The sequence below is a fragment of the Pseudomonas sp. ICMP22404 genome (assembly GCF_006227205.1).
Classification (GTDB): domain Bacteria; phylum Pseudomonadota; class Gammaproteobacteria; order Pseudomonadales; family Pseudomonadaceae; genus Aquipseudomonas.
The window spans coordinates 175,177-191,287 of the sequence record NZ_VCNG01000012.1 but is presented as its reverse complement, the minus strand read 5'-3'; the positions used below and the strand labels follow the sequence as shown (position 1 = coordinate 191,287).

The following is a 16,111-nucleotide window of genomic DNA, read 5'->3' as shown; positions in this document are numbered from 1 at the left end:
CGAGCAAACGCCGCGCCCTGCCCGGCCTGCGGGATTATTGCGCTGTTCATGAAAACTTCTTAATCGGCCAGGGCATTTACTTAGCAGGCTATCCAAATCTATAACAAAGTCCTGCACACGCCTTGCTGCAGATGACAGAGATTGGAGTTTGCAAGATGACTGTGAAAGTAAATGAACGCGATGATGCCCATATGTCCCACGAAGCCATTGCCGCCGGCATTCAGATCTGGGATGTGCGCCAACAGGATCTGCTGGTGGGGATGTTCCACTCCGAGACAGAGGCCTACCGCTACAAGGCCGAGTTGGAGCGCGAGGAAAGTCAGCGTGCCCATGAGGCAACAGAATCCCAAGAACAACTCTGACCCTGTAGGAGCCCCTCTGTGGGAGCCGAGCTTGCTCGCGATGGCGGTATGTCAGTCGATACGTTTGCTGACTGATACGCCGCCATCGCGAGCAAGCTCGGCTCCCACAGAATTTTGGGTTTAGCTCACCGGCAGTGCGCCAGGCTTACCACATCAAATCATCAGGGATCTGATACGCCGCATACGGATCGTCGGCGTCCACTTCTTCGGTCTGGGTATTGAGCTGGACGATGCGCTTGGGGTCTCGCTCCTGGATCTTCAGGGCGGCCTCGCGCGGGATCACTTCGTAGCCGCCGGCATGGTGGACGATCGCCAGCGAGCCGCTGCTCAGCTTGTTACGCATCAGGGCGTTCACCGAGATGCGCTTGACCTTCTTGTCGTCGACGAAGTTGTAGTAATCCTCGGTGGTCAGCTTCGGCAGGCGCGAGACTTCGATCAATTGCTTGATCTGCGCGGCACGGGCCTTCTGCTCGGCCTTCTCCTGCTGCTGCCGGTTGAGTTCCTGGTCGCGCCGGGCCTTCTCGGCCATGGCTTCCTGGGCGGCGCGCTGCTGGGAATCATCCAGCTCGATCTGGCCTTTGTGGGCCAGGCGCTGCTGCTTCTGCTTGTCTTTGCCGACCTGCTTGACCTGCTTTTGGTTGACCAGTCCTGCTTTGAGCAACTGGTCGCGAAGGGAAAGGCTCATGGTGCTTACTCACTTAGGCAACGGCCTCAGCCGCAGCTGGGCAAATTCTTTTCCTGACGTTTGGCTTCGCCCCACAAGGCGTCCAACTCTTCGAGGGTGCAATCTTCCATGGGACGGTGGGTGTCGCGCAATGCCTGTTCGATAAAACGGAAGCGTCGCTCGAACTTGGCGTTGGCTCCGCGCAGCGCGCCTTCCGGATCGACCTTGAGGTGCCGAGCCAGGTTGACGACCGAAAACAGCAGATCGCCGATCTCGTCGGCCACTGCCGCCTGATCGTTTTCCGACATGGCTTCGAGCACTTCGTCCAGTTCCTCCCGGACCTTGTCGAGCACCGGCAAGGCGTCCGGCCAGTCGAAACCAACCTGCCCGGCACGCTTTTGCAATTTGGCCGAACGGGACAGTGCCGGCAATGCGCCAGGTACATCGTCGAGCAGCGAGAGCTGCTGCGGCGCGGCGGACTTCTCGGCACGTTCCTCGGCCTTGATTTCCTCCCAGCGCTGCTTGACCTGCTCTTCGCTCAGGCGCGGCACATCCAGCGGCGCATAGAGGTCGCCGGTGGGAAATACGTGGGGATGGCGACGGATCAGCTTGCGGGTGATGCTGTCGACCACACCGGCAAACTCGAAGCGGTTTTCTTCCCGGGCCAGTTGGCTGTAATACACCACCTGGAACAGCAGGTCGCCCAGCTCACCCTGCACATGATCGAAGTCACCCCGTTCGATCGCATCGGCCACTTCGTAGGCTTCTTCCAGGGTATGGGGGACGATCGTCTCCCAGGTCTGCTTGATGTCCCACGGGCAACCGTACTGCGGATCCCGCAGGCGGTTCATCAGATGGAGCAGGTCTTCAAGGCTATACATAAATCCATCTCGTCACACAAAACCCTGTGGGAGCGAGCCTGTGGAAGCAAAGCTCGCTCGCGATGGCGGTCTGGCCAACAACAGAATGCTGACCGAAACCCCGTTATCGCGAACAAGCTTTGCTCCCACCCGCTTGCTCCCACATTTTTTGACTGCGCTTAACCCGGTGTCCGGTTACGCCGGGTCTCGATGATGTTCGGCAACTGGGAGATCCGCCCCAACAACCGTCCCAGCGCATCCAGCCCCGGAATCTCGATGGTCAGGGACATCAGCGCGGTGTTGTCTTCCTTGTTCGAGCGGGTGTTGACCGCCAACACGTTGATGCGCTCGTTCAGCAGCACCTGGGACACGTCACGCAGCAGCCCGGAGCGGTCGTAGGCGCGAATGACGATGTCCACCGGATAGGTGAGCACCGGCACCGGCCCCCAACTGACCTGGATGATCCGCTCGGGTTCGCGACCGGCCAGTTGCAACACCGAGGCACAGTCCTGGCGGTGAATGCTCACGCCACGCCCCTGAGTGATGTAGCCGACGATCGCATCCCCCGGCAACGGCTGGCAGCAGCCCGCCATCTGGGTCATCAGGTTGCCCACGCCCTGGATCTGGATATCGCCGCGCTTGCCCGGTTTGTAGCCGGTGGCCTTGCGCGGGATCAGCTCCAGTTGTTCGTTGCCCCGCTCCGGCTCCACCAGTTGCTGGGCCAGGTTGACCAGTTGCGCCAGGCGCAGGTCGCCGGCCCCGAGGGCGGCAAACATGTCCTCGGCGGTTTTCATGTTGGCCTTTTCGGCCAGCTTGTCGAAATCCACCTGCGGCAGACCCAGGCGACTGAGTTCGCGCTCGATCAGGGTCTTGCCAGCGGCAACGTTCTGGTCGCGGGCCTGCAACTTGAACCAATGGACGATTTTCGCCCGCGCCCGGGAGGTGGTGATGTAGCCCAGGTTCGGGTTCAGCCAGTCGCGGCTCGGCGTGCCGTGCTTGCTGGTGATGATCTCGACCTGCTCACCGGTCTGCAGGCTGTAGTTGAGCGGCACGATCCGCCCGTTGATCTTGGCACCACGGCAGTTGTGGCCGATCTCGGTGTGGACCCGGTAGGCGAAGTCCAGCGGCGTCGCGCCCTTGGGCAGGTCGATGGCATGGCCGTCAGGAGTGAAGATATAGACCCGGTCCGGCTCGATATCCACCCGCAGCTGTTCCGCCAGGCCACCGATGTCGCCCAGTTCCTCATGCCATTCGAGCACCTGGCGCAGCCAGGAGATTTTCTCTTCGTAGTGGTTGGACCCGGACTTGACGTCGGTGCCCTTGTATTTCCAGTGGGCGCAGACACCCAGCTCGGCTTCCTCGTGCATGGCGTGGGTGCGGATCTGCACTTCCAGCACCTTGCCCTCGGGACCAATCACCGCGGTGTGCAGCGAGCGATAGCCATTTTCCTTGGGGTTGGCGATGTAGTCGTCGAACTCCTTCGGAATGTGCCGCCACAAGGTATGGACGATCCCCAGCGCGGTGTAGCAGTCGCGCATTTCCGGGACCAGCACGCGAACGGCGCGCACGTCATAGATCTGGCTGAACTCCAGCCCCTTGCGCTGCATTTTGCGCCAGATCGAATAGATGTGCTTGGCCCGGCCGCTGATGTCGGCCTCCACGCCCGTGGCCTGCAGTTCTTCCCGCAGTTGGGTCATCACGTCGGTGATGAAGCGCTCGCGGTCCAGGCGCCGCTCATGCAGCAGCTTGGCGATTTGTTTGTACTGATCCGGCTCCAGGTAGCGGAAGGACAAATCCTCCAGCTCCCACTTGATATGACCGATGCCCAAACGGTGAGCCAGGGGGGCATAGATGTCGAACACTTCCCGGGCGACACGATTGCGTTTTTCGTCGTCGGCGGCTTTCACCGCGCGGATCGCGCAAGTGCGCTCGGCCAGCTTGATCAGCGCGACGCGCACGTCGTCGACCATGGCCACGAGCATCTTGCGCAGGTTTTCCACCTGGCCCTGGGTACCCAGGACCATGGAATGACGCGGGCTGAGGCTGGCGCTGATGGCCGCCATGCGCAGCACGCCATCGATCAGCTTGGCGACCACCGCGCCGAAGCGCTGGCTGACCACCGACAGCTGGATCTGGCCTTCGCGCACGCCACGGTACAGCACGGCAGCCACCAGCGAATCCTGGTCGAGCTTGAGGTCGGCGAGGATCTCGGCGATCTCCAGGCCCGTCTGGAAACTCGACGTGCCTTCGGACCAGAGGTTCTTCGCCGCGTTGTGTTGCTGTTCCGCCTCACGAGCGAACTCGCAGGCTTCCTTCAAGGCTTCGCGATCCAGTGCCATGTCGATACTGACCGCGTGATCGAGCCAAGCCTCGAGATTGATACTGCCGTCGGTGTTGATCGGCTGGTGTGCTCTCACCTGTACCATCTTTGCTTACCTTCCCTACGACGCAGATTCAATGCGTCAACATCGCTGACCTTCGTTGCCCGTGTTTCCGCCCAGGACTGTGGCGGGGTGACACGAACGGGTCAGTCGGACAAGCCATCCTGGCTCGCTTCAAATAACGCCATGGCCTCGACATGCGCCGTTTGAGGAAACATATCGAGAATCCCGGCACGTTTTAACCGGTAGCCCTGCTTGATCAATTCGACCGTATCCCGGGCCAAAGTTGCCGGGTTGCACGATACATAAACCAACCGTTTGGCGCCCAGGGACGCCAGCTTGCGCACCACCTCGAAAGCACCGTCACGGGGTGGGTCCAAGAGTACCGCAGAAAAGCCTTCGCCGATCCACTCGGCACCCGCCAGTGGCTGGGATAAATCGGCCTGAAAAAAGGCAGTGTTATTCAAATTATTGCTGACGGCATTGGCCGCCGCCCGATCCACCATGGTCTGCACGCCTTCCACGGCCACCACCTCACGCACGCACCGCGCCAACGGCAAGGCAAAGTTGCCCAGGCCGCAGAACAGGTCCAGCACCCGCTCCTCGGATCGCGGCGCCAGCCATTGCAGGGCCTGGGCGATCATCGCCTCGTTGACCCCGGCGTTCACCTGGATGAAATCCCCCGGCCGATAAGCCAGGTCCAGGTCCCAAGTGTCCAGGCGATAACCCAAGGTCAATCCAGCTTCGACCGGTTGCGGCTCACCTTCGCCGTGCAGCCACAGTTGGGCGCCATGGAATGCGCAGAAATCCTTGAGGATCGTCAGGTCGGCTTCCGACAGCGGCGTCATGTGCCGCAGCAATACCGCCAGGGACGAGCCGGCGAACAATTCCACATGCCCCAGTGCCTGGGGTTTGCTCAAGCGGCGGAGCATGTCCGGCAGGCGGCTCATGATCGGTTGCAAAGGCTGTACCAGCACCGGGCAATCGCCGATGGCGACAATGTCCTGGCTGCCGACGGCACGGAATCCGACCTCAAGTTTCTTCGCTTTCTGGTCCCAGCGTACCGCCACGCGGGCGCGACGCCGGTAAGCGAATTCCGGCCCGCTCAGCGGCGCAGCCCATTCGTCCGGCGCCACACCGGCGACCCGCGACAATTGCTCGGCGAGCATGCGCTGTTTCAGGGCGAGCTGTTCGTCGTGGGGCAGGTGTTGAACGCTGCAACCGCCACATCGACCGGCATGAATGCACGGCGCAGCGCGGCGCAGTTCACTGGCCTGAAACACCCGCTCGGTGCGTGCCTCGACCACCTTGCCATGGGCACCCAGCACCCGCGCCTCGACCTCTTCGCCGGCCAGGGCGCCGATGACGAACCAGGTTCGCCCGTCGACAAAAGCGATGCCCCGGCCATCATTGGCCAGGCGCTCGATGGTCAGACGCTGTTTCTTGCCGGTCGGCACTTGTGGGGCCCGGCTTCCGCCGCTGGGCTGGAAGCGCAAGCCTCTTTCATGCTTGGCCATCAGTTGGGCGCGTCGAAAATGCCGGTGGACAGGTAGCGGTCGCCGCGGTCGCAGATGATCGCGACGATCACCGCGTTTTCAACTTCCTTCGACAAACGCAGCATGCCCGCCACGGCACCACCGGACGACACGCCGCAGAAAATACCTTCTTCGCGAGCCAGGCGACGGGTCACGTCCTCGGCTTCGCTCTGGGCCATGTCGATGATGCGGTCCACACGGTCAGCCTGGTAGATCTTCGGCAGATACTCCTCGGGCCAGCGGCGAATGCCGGGGATGGACGCGCCTTCCATCGGTTGCAGGCCGATGATCTGCACGTTTGGATTTTGTTCTTTCAGATAGCGCGAAGTGCCCATGATGGTCCCGGTGGTGCCCATTGAGCTGACGAAATGGGTGATGGTGCCGTCAGTCTGGCGCCAGATCTCGGGGCCGGTGCTGGTGTAGTGGGCTTCGGGATTGTCGCCGTTGGCGAATTGGTCGAGCACCTTGCCACGCCCCTCGGCCTGCATCCGCTCGGCCAGGTCACGGGCGCCCTCCATGCCTTCGTCCTTGGTGACGAGGATCAACTCGGCGCCGTAGGCGGTCATCGCCGCCTTGCGCTCGGCGCTGGAATTGTCAGGCATGATCAGGATCATCTTGTAGCCCTTAATCGCCGCCGCCATCGCCAGGGCAATCCCGGTGTTGCCGGAGGTCGCCTCGATCAGCGTGTCACCGGGCTGGATCTGCCCGCGCAACTCGCCACGGGTGATCATCGACAGCGCCGGCCGGTCCTTGACCGAACCCGCCGGGTTGTTCCCTTCGAGCTTGAGCAAAAGCGTGTTGCTGGTCACGCCGGGCAGGCGCTGCAAACGAACCAGCGGGGTGTTGCCGACGCAATCGGCGATGGTGGGGTATTGCACAGTCATGGCGTATTCGCAATCCGGGCTGCGGGGGCGCCTATCATACCGGCAAACCCTGCCCGGCCATATCACGCAAAGTGTGGAGGTTATGGCTTAAAGGAATAAGGCCTGCCAAATGCCCTCTGTGGCGAGGGGATTTATCCCCGCTGGGCTGCGAAGCGGCCCCTAGGCCTGAGTCCACGGTGTCAGATCGTTTGTTGAGGGCCGCTTCGCGCCCCAGCGGGGCGGTGCGACGTTTCGATAAATCCCCTCGCCACAGGGATTGCAGTCGGCGTGGTAATGAGATGGTCATCGGCCATCAGCCACAGATTCAACCGCAACCCTCGCTCACCATTCTCCACCCACATTCGTCCACCCTGGCGCTGCACCGCATTGCGCGCGATGCTCAGGCCGAGGCCGAAACCGCCATCGCCGGGACGAGAGCCATCGAGGCGTGTGAAAGGATCGAAGATGCGCCGCAGATCCTGCTCCGCCACCCCGCCGCCTTCGTCCTCCAGCCACAGATGCCAGAACGCGCCTTCGCGCTCGCCATCCAGCCGCACGATGCCCTCGGGCGGTGAATGGCGGATGGCGTTGCGCAGGATATTTTCCAGGGCTTGGGCCAGGGTATTGAGGTTGCCCTGCACCCAACAGTCGGCCGCTACGGCGCAATGCAGTTGGCTGGCGGGCCAGCCGCTTTCGTAGCAGGCATTTTCCGTGAGCATTTCCCACAGCGCCTGGACCTGGATGGTTTCCCCAGGCAGCGGCGTACGGTCGGTGTCGAGCCAGGCCAGTTGCAATGTGTCTTCCACCAGTCGCTGCATGCCCTCGACTTCCCGGGCGACCCGCTCACGCAATGGCTCGAACGCTTGCTCGCTTTCGCTGGCGACTTGCAGGCGACTCAGAGGTGTACGCAGTTCATGGGACAGGTCGCGCAGCAATTGCTGTTGCAGGATGACGGTCGATTGCAGCCGTTCGGCCATGTGATCGAACGCACGCCCCAGCTCACCCAACTCATCGCTCCGGTCGGTCGTGCGACTGGGCAGGCGCACGTTCAACTGATCGACGCGCCAGGCATTGGCCTGCTCGCGCAGTTGATTGAGCGGCACCACCAGCAAGCGATACAGGCCAACGCACAGCAACAAGGTGAACAGCCCGGGAATCACGCCATTGGTAATCACTCGCCAGAACACCCGGTATCGCCCCGGCAGGAAACGCTCGGGCAGCTCGATCACCAGGCTGCCTGCGGACGGATCATCGGGAAATGGCACCCGCAGCCACGGCCGGCCTTTGCGGTGAATGGGCCAATCGAGACCCCGTAGGAACGTCAGGCGCTCGATCTCTTTGTCCGTCAGCGGGTGCTCGCTCAGGGACTGCAAGTCTGCGCCAATGACGCCGACCCAACTGGCTTCGCGCTGCTGCATGCCCTGCAACCACTGATCGACACCCGCCTGACTGCCCCCGAGCCAAGCCTGCTCGGCCTCGGCGGCATAGCGCGTGAGGGTGCCTCGGGCCTCGTCCGAGAGGAATTGGTTGCGCTGTTCCATGTAGCGGCCCCAGGACCAGCTCAACCAGATCATCAGCAGACAGAACGCTACCAGCAGACACGCCAGTTTCCAGAACAACGAATGCCGCGAGGGCAGATCAGACCATTTCATCGGCGGCACTCAAGACATACCCCTTGCCCCATACGGTGCGCACTTCCCGCGCGGTGTAGCCGATGGCCTTGAGCTTGCGGCGAATCTGGCTGACGTGCATATCCAGGCTACGGTCGTGGGGGGCATAGCCACGCTGCAAGACGTGCTGATAAAGGAAGGCCTTGCTCAGCACTTCGTCGCCGCTGCGGTGCAGAACGTCCAGCAGGCGGTACTCGCTGCGGGTCAGCCCGGCATATTGTCCGGCGACCTGTACGTCACTGCGTTCTTCGTCGAAATCCAGTCCTTGGACCTGATGGACGGGGAATGTCGGGGCCGGACGCCGGTCCAGGGCCACCCGGCGCAGAATGGCCTCTATACGCACGTGCAGCTCAGCCATGCTGAAGGGCTTGGGCAGGTAATCGTCGGCACCGAGGCGAAAACCACTGATGCGGTCGGCTTCGGCGCCCAGGGCAGACATCAACACCACCGGGGTCGAATGGCTCTGGCGCAAACGGGTCAGCACCGCGAGCCCATCCATACCAGGCAGCAGGATGTCCATGAGCACCACGTCGAAAGCCTGGCGGCAGGCAATTTCCAACCCTTCCCGGCCGTTCTGGCACCAGGTCACGTCGAACCCGCTGCGGCCGAGTTGCTCGTGGACATAGGCGCCCAGCACGGGATCGTCTTCAATGGAGAGGATACGGGGATGAACAGCAGAAGTGGGATTCATGATTATCTGCAAATAATTCTCAGTTGCCGGATTATTCAAGATCACCCCTCTGGAGGCAACCGCCACGCATCGCGACACCGGTGCAGCCAGCGTTACGGATGCACGGCGACATGAATTTTACGGAGATTGCCCGCCTGCAAATCGCTACACTGCGCAGGTATTGCGTGCCGGATGCGCGCAAAGTCGATCAGACCGCTGGATGCAGGAGACAAGTGTGCTGAAGAAACTGGGAATCAAAGGCCGCGTGTTGTTGCTGACCCTATTGCCGACCAGCCTGATGGCGCTGGTCCTGGGCGGCTATTTCACTTGGATGCAGCAATCGGACCTGCATGCCCAGTTGCTGCAGCGTGGCGAGATGATCGCCGAACAGCTTGCTCCGCTGGTCGCCCCGGCCATGAGTCGCCAGGACAGCGACCTGCTGGAGCGCATCGCCACCCAGTCCCTCGAGCAGACGGACGTGCGCGCCGTGACGTTCCTCGCCCCTGACCGCACGCCGCTGGCCCACGCCGGCCCGACCATGCTCAACCGCGCACCGGAGGGCAACAGCGCCCAGCTGCTGCAACGCACCGGCAACGACGCCACGCGCTACCTGCTGCCGGTGTTCGGCAAGCACCGCAACCTCGCCGGCGAATTGATCCCCGAAGAAGCCGACCGCTTGCTGGGCTGGGTCGAGCTGGAGTTGTCCCACAGCGGCATGTTGCTGCGCGGTTACCGCAGTCTGTTTGCCAGCCTCTTGCTGATTACCGCCGGCCTGGGACTGACCGGGTTGCTGGCCTTGCGCATGGGCCGCACGATCAACCGACCGCTGAGCCAGATCAAGCTGGCCGTGGCGCAACTCAAGGACGGTCACCTGGAAACGCGCCTGCCTCCACTGGGCAGCCAGGAACTGGATGAGCTGGCGTCGGGCATCAACCGCATGGCCGGTACCTTGCAGAACGCCCAGGAAGAATTGCAGCACAGCATCGACCAGGCCACGGAAGACGTGCGCCAGAACCTGGAAACCATCGAGATCCAGAACATCGAGCTGGACCTGGCCCGCAAGGAGGCCCTGGAGGCAAGCCGGATCAAGTCCGAATTCCTGGCGAACATGAGCCATGAAATCCGTACGCCTCTCAATGGCATCCTCGGCTTCACGCACTTGTTGCAGAAAAGCGAACTGACCCCGCGCCAGCTCGATTACCTGGGCACCATCGAAAAGTCCGCCGACAGCCTGCTGGGCATCATCAATGAGATCCTGGATTTTTCGAAAATCGAGGCCGGCAAGCTGGTGCTCGATAGCATTCCGTTCAACCTGCGGGACCTGTTGCAGGACACCCTGACCATCCTCGCCCCAGCAGCTCACGCCAAACAGCTGGAACTGGTAAGCCTGGTCTACCGCGACACCCCGTTGTCATTGGTGGGCGACCCGCTGCGACTCAAGCAGATTCTCACCAACCTGGTGAGCAACGCCATCAAGTTCACCCGCGAAGGCACCATCGTCGCCCGGGCCATGCTCGAAGACGAACACGAAGACAGCGTGCAACTGCGCATCAGCATCCAGGACACTGGCATCGGCCTGTCGAACCAGGACGTACGGGCGCTGTTCCAGGCGTTCAGCCAGGCCGACAATTCGCTGTCGCGGCAACCGGGCGGCACCGGGTTGGGCCTGGTGATTTCCAAGCGCCTGGTGGAGCAAATGGGCGGCGAGATCGGGGTCGACAGCACACCGGGCGAAGGTTCGGAGTTCTGGATCAGCCTGCGCCTGCCCAAGACCCGTGACGACGCCGAGGACCAGCCCGGCCCACCGTTGCTGGGTCGTCATGTGGCCCTGCTGGAGAACCATGAACTGGCTCGCCAGGCCTTGCAGCATCAGCTCGAAGATTGCGGCTTGCAGGTGACGCCGTTCAATACCCTGGAAAACCTGACCAATGGCGTGACCCTCGCCCACCAGACCGATCAGGCCATCGACCTGGCCGTGCTGGGCATCACCAGCAACGACATGCCGCCGGAGCGCCTCAACCAGCACATCTGGGACCTTGAGCACCTTGGCTGCAAGGTCCTGGTGCTGTGCCCGACCACCGAGCAGACGCTGTACCACCTCTCGGTGCCCAACCCCCACAGCCAGCTGCAGGCCAAGCCGGCCTGCACCCGCAAGTTGCGCCGCTCGCTGTCCGATCTGGTCAACCCGCGCCCGCCGCGCAACGAACCCAACGAGCCGGTGGCCAGCCGCGCGCCCAAGGTCCTGTGCGTGGACGACAACCCGGCCAACCTGTTGCTGGTGCAAACCCTTCTCGAAGACATGGGTGCCAAGGTGCTGGCGGTGGAAAGCGGCTATGCCGCGGTCCAGGCCGTGCAAAAGGAAACCTTCGACCTGGTCCTGATGGATGTGCAGATGCCCGGCATGGACGGTCGCCAGAGCACCGAGGCCATCCGTCAGTGGGAAAGCGAGCGCCATTGCACGCCGCTGCCGATCGTCGCCCTAACCGCCCACGCCATGGCCAACGAAAAACGCGCCCTGCTGCAAAGCGGCATGGACGACTACCTGACCAAACCCATCAGCGAGCGGCAACTGGCCCAGGTGGTGCTCAAATGGACCGGCCTGGCCCTGCGCAATCAATCCCCGGAGCGAGGCTTCGATGCCCAGGGCGGCAGTGAACTGCTGGTGCTCGATCATGAAGAAGGCCTGCGCCTGGCCGCCGGCAAGGCCGACCTGGCCGCAGACATGCTGGCGATGCTACTGGCCTCCCTGGAAGCCGACCGCGAAGCGATTCGCCAGGCCAGCGAGGCCAACGACCATAATGCCCTGATCGAGCGGGTCCATCGCCTGCATGGCGCCACACGCTACTGCGGCGTCCCGCAATTGCGCGCCGCCTGCCAGCGCAGCGAAACCTTGCTAAAGCAACAGGATCCCAAGGCCAGCATCGCCCTGGAAGACCTGGATCGCGCCATCGATAGGCTGGCCAGCGAGGCACGCATCAGCGCCTGATCCAAGGCAATAAACCCAAGCTCGATGGCGGCTAAGCTGACACGATTCAAAGTGCCAGGAGGCCGCCATGCGCGCGATTCTTTTCAGCAGCCAGACCTACGATCGAGACAGTTTCACCAAAGCCCCGCTCCCCGCCGGCCTTGAACTGCAATTCCAGCCCGCCCGCTTGAACCTGGACACCGTGGCCCTGGCCGAACGGCACGAGGTGGTGTGCGCATTCATCAACGATGACCTGAGCGCTCCAGTGCTGGAACGGCTGGCGAATGGTGGGACCCGGTTGATCGCCCTGCGCTCGGCCGGCTACAACCATGTCGACCTGACCGCCGCCAGGGGCCTGGGTTTGAGCATCGTCCGGGTTCCAGCCTATTCGCCCCATGCAGTGGCCGAACATGCGGTGGCATTGATCATGGCACTCAATCGCTGCCTGCACCGGGCCTATAACCGCACCCGCGACGGCAACTTCAGCCTCCATGGCCTGACCGGATTCGACCTGGTGGGCAAGACGGTCGGGGTGGTCGGCACCGGACAGATCGGCGCGACGTTCGCGCGGATCATGGCCGGTTTCGGTTGCCGCTTGCTGGCTTGCGACCCCTACCCCAACCCTCAGGTCGAAGCCCTGGGGGCTCGCTACCTGCCCCTGGCCGATCTGCTGGCGCAAGCGCAGATCATCAGCCTGCACTGCCCGCTGAACGAACACAGTCGGCACCTGATCAATGCCGATTCGCTGGCGACGATGCAGCCCGGCGCCATGCTGATCAATACCGGGCGCGGCGGCCTGGTGGACACACCGGCCCTGATCGAAGCGCTGAAAAGCGGCCAGTTGGGCTATCTGGGGCTGGATGTCTACGAGGAAGAGGCCCAGCTGTTTTTCAAGGACCGCTCCGACCAACCCTTACAGGACGACGTGCTGGCGCGGCTGCTGACCTTTCCAAACGTGGTGGTCACCGCGCACCAGGCGTTCCTGACCCATGAAGCGCTGGATGCAATCGCCGCGACCACCCTGGACAACATCGCCGCCTGGGCGAACGGCACGCCGCAGAATCTGGTGAACGGCTAAAGCCAACTCCAACACCAGCCCCCTGTGGGAGCGAGCCTGCTCGCGATAGCGGCAGATCAGTCGGCACTGATGTCAGCGCGAGCAGGCTCGCTCCCACAAGTAGAGGGGTATTCGTCGCATCCGGGCCATCGCCACCCATGCCGCGTGCTAGCATGTCGCGCCTATTTTGGAGGACCCATGGCCGAGCACGATTTCCGCTACACCCTGATGAACCCGCAGCACACCCTGACCGAAGTCCGCGCACTGGCGCCGGGCCGCTACCAGGTCACCGGCAACGGCGGTTCGATCCAGGCCAACGATGTTCTGCTGGTCACCCTCAAGGGCAGCAAGGATTTGTCCATGCGCCTGACCGTGGACACCGTTCGCCACCTGCTCAAGCCCATGGGCCAATGGACCGCCATGACCACCGGCCCGGTGTTCGGCGAGTTGGCAATCCACACCTGGCAGGTCAATTGCAACGGTTGCGCCAAGGAACTGAGCTTCGAGTTTGCTGTTGACGCCAAGCTCGGCGTCAAGGCCCAGAAACCCGCCGCCAGCGCGCGCATCGCCGAGTTGGGCTGGACCACCGTGGGTGAAAAACACCTGTGTCCGACGTGCCGGGAAGCCGCCTGATGAAACGTCTGGCCCTGTCCGCGTTGATCGGCATGAGCCTGATGGGCTGTGCCGCCGAACCTGTACAGTTGCAACAGAACCGCAGCTACATTCTTGAATGGATCGGTGAACGGCCGTTGATGGACTACAGCCACCTGACCATCACCCTGGGGGAAGATGGCCGGGCTTATGGCAATGCCGGCTGCAATCACTGGTTCGCCCCCTATACCCTGGAAGGCCACCGTCTGAGCTTCGGCAAGATCGGCAGCACCCGCAAACTCTGCGGGCCGGCGGTGATGGAGCAGGAGTCGCGGTTTTTGCAGGCGCTGGAAAAGGTCGAACGCTGGGACATCTCGCCCATCGAGCAGGTACGCTTCTGGCCGGCCCAGGGCAAGCCGCTGCGGTGGTGGCTGGAAGAGGGTTGAGGCCCTCAACCGTGAACCAGTGGCGAGGGGATTTATCCCCTCGCCACAACAGCCCTCACAACCTCCTCATCACAAAGTGCTATTTAAGCGCCTGCAACGCCTCAAGCTTCGCCATCACCCCCGCCGCCGTCTGCTCGCCCAGCAATTGCTCGCGCACCTTGCCCTCGTTGTCGATGATGTAGGTCACCGGCAACCCTTCGCTGCGCGGCAGGTCGAAGATCTCGGCCGGATCCCGGGCCAGCACGGTGAACCGGATACCCATCTTGTCGCTGGCGCTCTTGAGCTCCTCGCCTTGCACCTGATCGAAATTGACTCCGAACACACCGACACCGCGTCCCTTGAGCTGTTCGGCCAAGGCATTGAGTTCCGGGATCTCGGTGCGGCACGGCGCGCACCATTCGGCCCAGTAGTTGATGACCAGCCACTGCTTGTCCAGCCGTTGCGAGGCAATCGCCTGGCCGTTCTGGTCGACTCCGTAGTCGTTTCCGCAACCGGCGAGCAACAGAATGCCAATAAATGCCAGTGCCGCCGTCAATCGCCTTGCCATGTGCCAATCCTTGTCTGAATGTGAACGCTGCCACGACCCATCGTGGCACAGTAGAATAGCCGCCACCTTACGCAAGATGCGACCCGCTCATGACCGATCTGACGCTTTATCACAACCCGCGCTGCTCTAAATCCCGCGGTGCGCTGGAACTGTTGGAGGCCCGCGGCCTGACGCCCACCGTGGTCCGCTACCTGGAGACGCCGCTCGATGCAGCGCAGCTCGAACGGTTGCTGGGCAAGCTCGGCATCACGGCCCGGCAACTGCTGCGTACCGGCGAAGACGAATACACCAGCCTGAACCTGGCCGACGAAAGCCTGAGCCAGGCGCAATTGATCGCCGCCATTGCCGCCCACCCGAAACTGATGGAACGGCCGATTCTCGAAACCGCCGACAAAGCCGTGATCGGCCGTCCGCCAGAGAAAATCCTGGAGATCCTGCCGTGAGCACACCGTACATCCTGGTGTTGTATTACAGCCGCAGTGGCTCCACTAACGAAATGGCCCGGCAGATCGCCCGCGGCATCGAACAGGCCGGGCTGGAAGCCAGGTTGCGCACGGTGCCGGCGATTTCCACCGAGTGCGAAGCGGTAGCCCCGGACATCCCCGAGCAGGGTCCGCTGTACGCCACCCTCGACGATCTGAAGAATTGTGCCGGCCTGGCCTTGGGCAGCCCGACCCGTTTCGGCAACATGGCCGCGCCGCTCAAGTACTTTCTCGACGGCACCAGCAACCTGTGGCTGACCGGTGCCCTGGTGGGCAAGCCAGCTGGGGTGTTCACCTCCACCGCGAGCCTGCACGGCGGCCAGGAAACCACCCTGCTGTCGATGATGCTGCCGCTGTTGCACCACGGCATGCTGATCACCGGCCTGCCCTACAGCGAGTCGGCCCTGATCGATACCGAGGGCGGCGGCACGCCTTACGGGCCGAGCCATCACGCCGGGAGTGACGGTAAAAGCGGCTTGAACGAGCATGAAGTCGCCCTGTGCCGGGCCCTGGGTTCGCGCCTGGCGAAAACCGCACAATTGCTGGAGAGCGGCCGTGGCTAAAAAGCCGAAGATCCTGCCCTCCATCCAATGGCTGGAGCCGCGCGTACGCATCGCCCGCGTCCTCAGTCTGCTGTGTTTTTTCGGCCTGGTGGGGGTGCTCAGCGTGTATTACCTGCTGATCGCCGATCTGCACGGCGCACGGCCCTGGGTGATCCTGCTGATCGAGTTGGTGCCACTTTTGATATTGGCACCCGGGATGCTCACCGGCAGTGCTCGCGGCCATTCATGGATGTGCTTCGTGGTGAACCTGTATTTCATCAAGGGCGCATTGGCGGCCTATGACCCGAACCGGCAACTGTTCGGCGTGTTGGAGATGCTGGCGAGCGTGGCGGTGTTCTGTTCGGCGTTGTTGTATGTGCGCTGGCGGTTTCAGTTGAACCGGCGGTTGGCTGGCGAGGGAGACATCTCCGTCGCCTGATAGACCGCTATCGCGAGCAGGCTCGCTCCCACACTGG

The 16,111-nt window shown here is 62.6% G+C and carries 16 protein-coding genes; 8 read left to right on the top strand and 8 right to left on the bottom strand.

Annotated features, from left to right (window positions below; all coding sequences use genetic code 11):
* Positions 1 to 155: 155 nt before the first annotated feature.
* Positions 156 to 362, top strand: coding sequence for a hypothetical protein (locus FGE05_RS21060; RefSeq protein WP_139647941.1), 207 nt, complete (start codon positions 156 to 158; stop codon positions 360 to 362).
* A gap of 145 nt (positions 363 to 507) precedes the next feature.
* Here FGE05_RS21060 and FGE05_RS21055 read toward each other — a convergent pair whose 3' ends face one another.
* The 7 genes from FGE05_RS21055 to FGE05_RS21025 all read right to left on the bottom strand — a co-directional run bounded on the left by FGE05_RS21055 (position 508) and on the right by FGE05_RS21025 (position 9,026).
* On the bottom strand, positions 508 to 1,047 hold the full coding sequence (locus FGE05_RS21055; RefSeq protein ID WP_139647939.1) for a DUF2058 domain-containing protein: 540 nt from the start codon (positions 1,045 to 1,047) through the stop codon (positions 508 to 510).
* Positions 1,048 to 1,073: 26 nt separating this feature from the next.
* Positions 1,074 to 1,907, bottom strand: a complete 834-nt coding sequence (gene mazG, locus FGE05_RS21050) for a nucleoside triphosphate pyrophosphohydrolase (RefSeq protein ID WP_139647937.1) — start codon at positions 1,905 to 1,907, stop codon at positions 1,074 to 1,076.
* A 158-nt stretch (positions 1,908 to 2,065) separates the two neighbouring features.
* A complete protein-coding gene (gene relA, locus FGE05_RS21045) occupies positions 2,066 to 4,312 on the bottom strand; it encodes a GTP diphosphokinase (RefSeq protein ID WP_047701042.1) in 2,247 nt (748 codons plus the stop codon).
* Between the two features lie 101 nt (positions 4,313 to 4,413).
* Positions 4,414 to 5,784, bottom strand: a complete 1,371-nt coding sequence (rlmD, locus tag FGE05_RS21040; protein ID WP_139647935.1) for a 23S rRNA (uracil(1939)-C(5))-methyltransferase RlmD — start codon at positions 5,782 to 5,784, stop codon at positions 4,414 to 4,416.
* The gene (gene cysM, locus FGE05_RS21035) at positions 5,784 to 6,686 is read right to left on the bottom strand and encodes a cysteine synthase CysM (RefSeq protein ID WP_041020218.1); all 903 of its coding nucleotides are present in this window, start codon (positions 6,684 to 6,686) and stop codon (positions 5,784 to 5,786) included. The genes rlmD and cysM overlap by 1 nt, the downstream gene beginning before the upstream one ends.
* Positions 6,687 to 6,865: 179 nt before the next feature.
* On the bottom strand, positions 6,866 to 8,317 hold the full coding sequence (locus tag FGE05_RS21030) for a sensor histidine kinase (RefSeq protein WP_139647933.1): 1,452 nt from the start codon (positions 8,315 to 8,317) through the stop codon (positions 6,866 to 6,868).
* The gene (locus FGE05_RS21025; RefSeq protein WP_139647931.1) at positions 8,304 to 9,026 is read right to left on the bottom strand and encodes a response regulator transcription factor; all 723 of its coding nucleotides are present in this window, start codon (positions 9,024 to 9,026) and stop codon (positions 8,304 to 8,306) included. The genes FGE05_RS21030 and FGE05_RS21025 overlap by 14 nt, the downstream gene beginning before the upstream one ends.
* 214 nt (positions 9,027 to 9,240) lie before the next feature.
* On the opposite strand from FGE05_RS21025, the gene FGE05_RS21020 reads away from it, so the two are divergent.
* The 4 genes from FGE05_RS21020 (at position 9,241) to FGE05_RS21005 (ending at position 14,064) form a co-directional block, all read left to right on the top strand.
* A complete protein-coding gene (locus tag FGE05_RS21020) occupies positions 9,241 to 11,991 on the top strand; it encodes a response regulator (protein WP_139647929.1) in 2,751 nt (916 codons plus the stop codon).
* Between the two features lie 67 nt (positions 11,992 to 12,058).
* Positions 12,059 to 13,048, top strand: coding sequence for a 2-hydroxyacid dehydrogenase (locus FGE05_RS21015; RefSeq protein ID WP_139647927.1), 990 nt, complete (start codon positions 12,059 to 12,061; stop codon positions 13,046 to 13,048).
* Between the two features lie 177 nt (positions 13,049 to 13,225).
* Complete coding sequence (locus FGE05_RS21010) at positions 13,226 to 13,660, top strand: hypothetical protein (RefSeq protein ID WP_139647925.1); 435 nt, start codon at positions 13,226 to 13,228, stop codon at positions 13,658 to 13,660.
* Complete coding sequence (locus FGE05_RS21005; RefSeq protein ID WP_139647923.1) at positions 13,660 to 14,064, top strand: META domain-containing protein; 405 nt, start codon at positions 13,660 to 13,662, stop codon at positions 14,062 to 14,064. The genes FGE05_RS21010 and FGE05_RS21005 overlap by 1 nt, the downstream gene beginning before the upstream one ends.
* A 79-nt stretch (positions 14,065 to 14,143) precedes the next feature.
* On the opposite strand, the gene FGE05_RS21000 is transcribed toward FGE05_RS21005, so the two are convergent.
* A complete protein-coding gene (locus FGE05_RS21000; RefSeq protein WP_139647911.1) occupies positions 14,144 to 14,611 on the bottom strand; it encodes a TlpA disulfide reductase family protein in 468 nt (155 codons plus the stop codon).
* An 89-nt stretch (positions 14,612 to 14,700) separates the two neighbouring features.
* Between FGE05_RS21000 and arsC the strand changes: the two genes are divergently transcribed.
* Genes arsC through FGE05_RS20985 form a run of 3 tightly spaced genes read left to right on the top strand, consistent with a single transcriptional unit; the run spans position 14,701 to position 16,074 of the window.
* Positions 14,701 to 15,054, top strand: coding sequence for an arsenate reductase (glutaredoxin) (gene arsC / locus FGE05_RS20995; protein ID WP_139647909.1), 354 nt, complete (start codon positions 14,701 to 14,703; stop codon positions 15,052 to 15,054).
* A complete protein-coding gene (gene wrbA, locus FGE05_RS20990) occupies positions 15,051 to 15,656 on the top strand; it encodes an NAD(P)H:quinone oxidoreductase (protein ID WP_041020225.1) in 606 nt (201 codons plus the stop codon). Before arsC ends, wrbA begins: the two co-directional genes overlap by 4 nt.
* Complete coding sequence (locus FGE05_RS20985; protein ID WP_139647907.1) at positions 15,649 to 16,074, top strand: DUF2069 domain-containing protein; 426 nt, start codon at positions 15,649 to 15,651, stop codon at positions 16,072 to 16,074. The genes wrbA and FGE05_RS20985 overlap by 8 nt, the downstream gene beginning before the upstream one ends.
* The last annotated feature ends 37 nt before the right edge of the window (positions 16,075 to 16,111 follow it).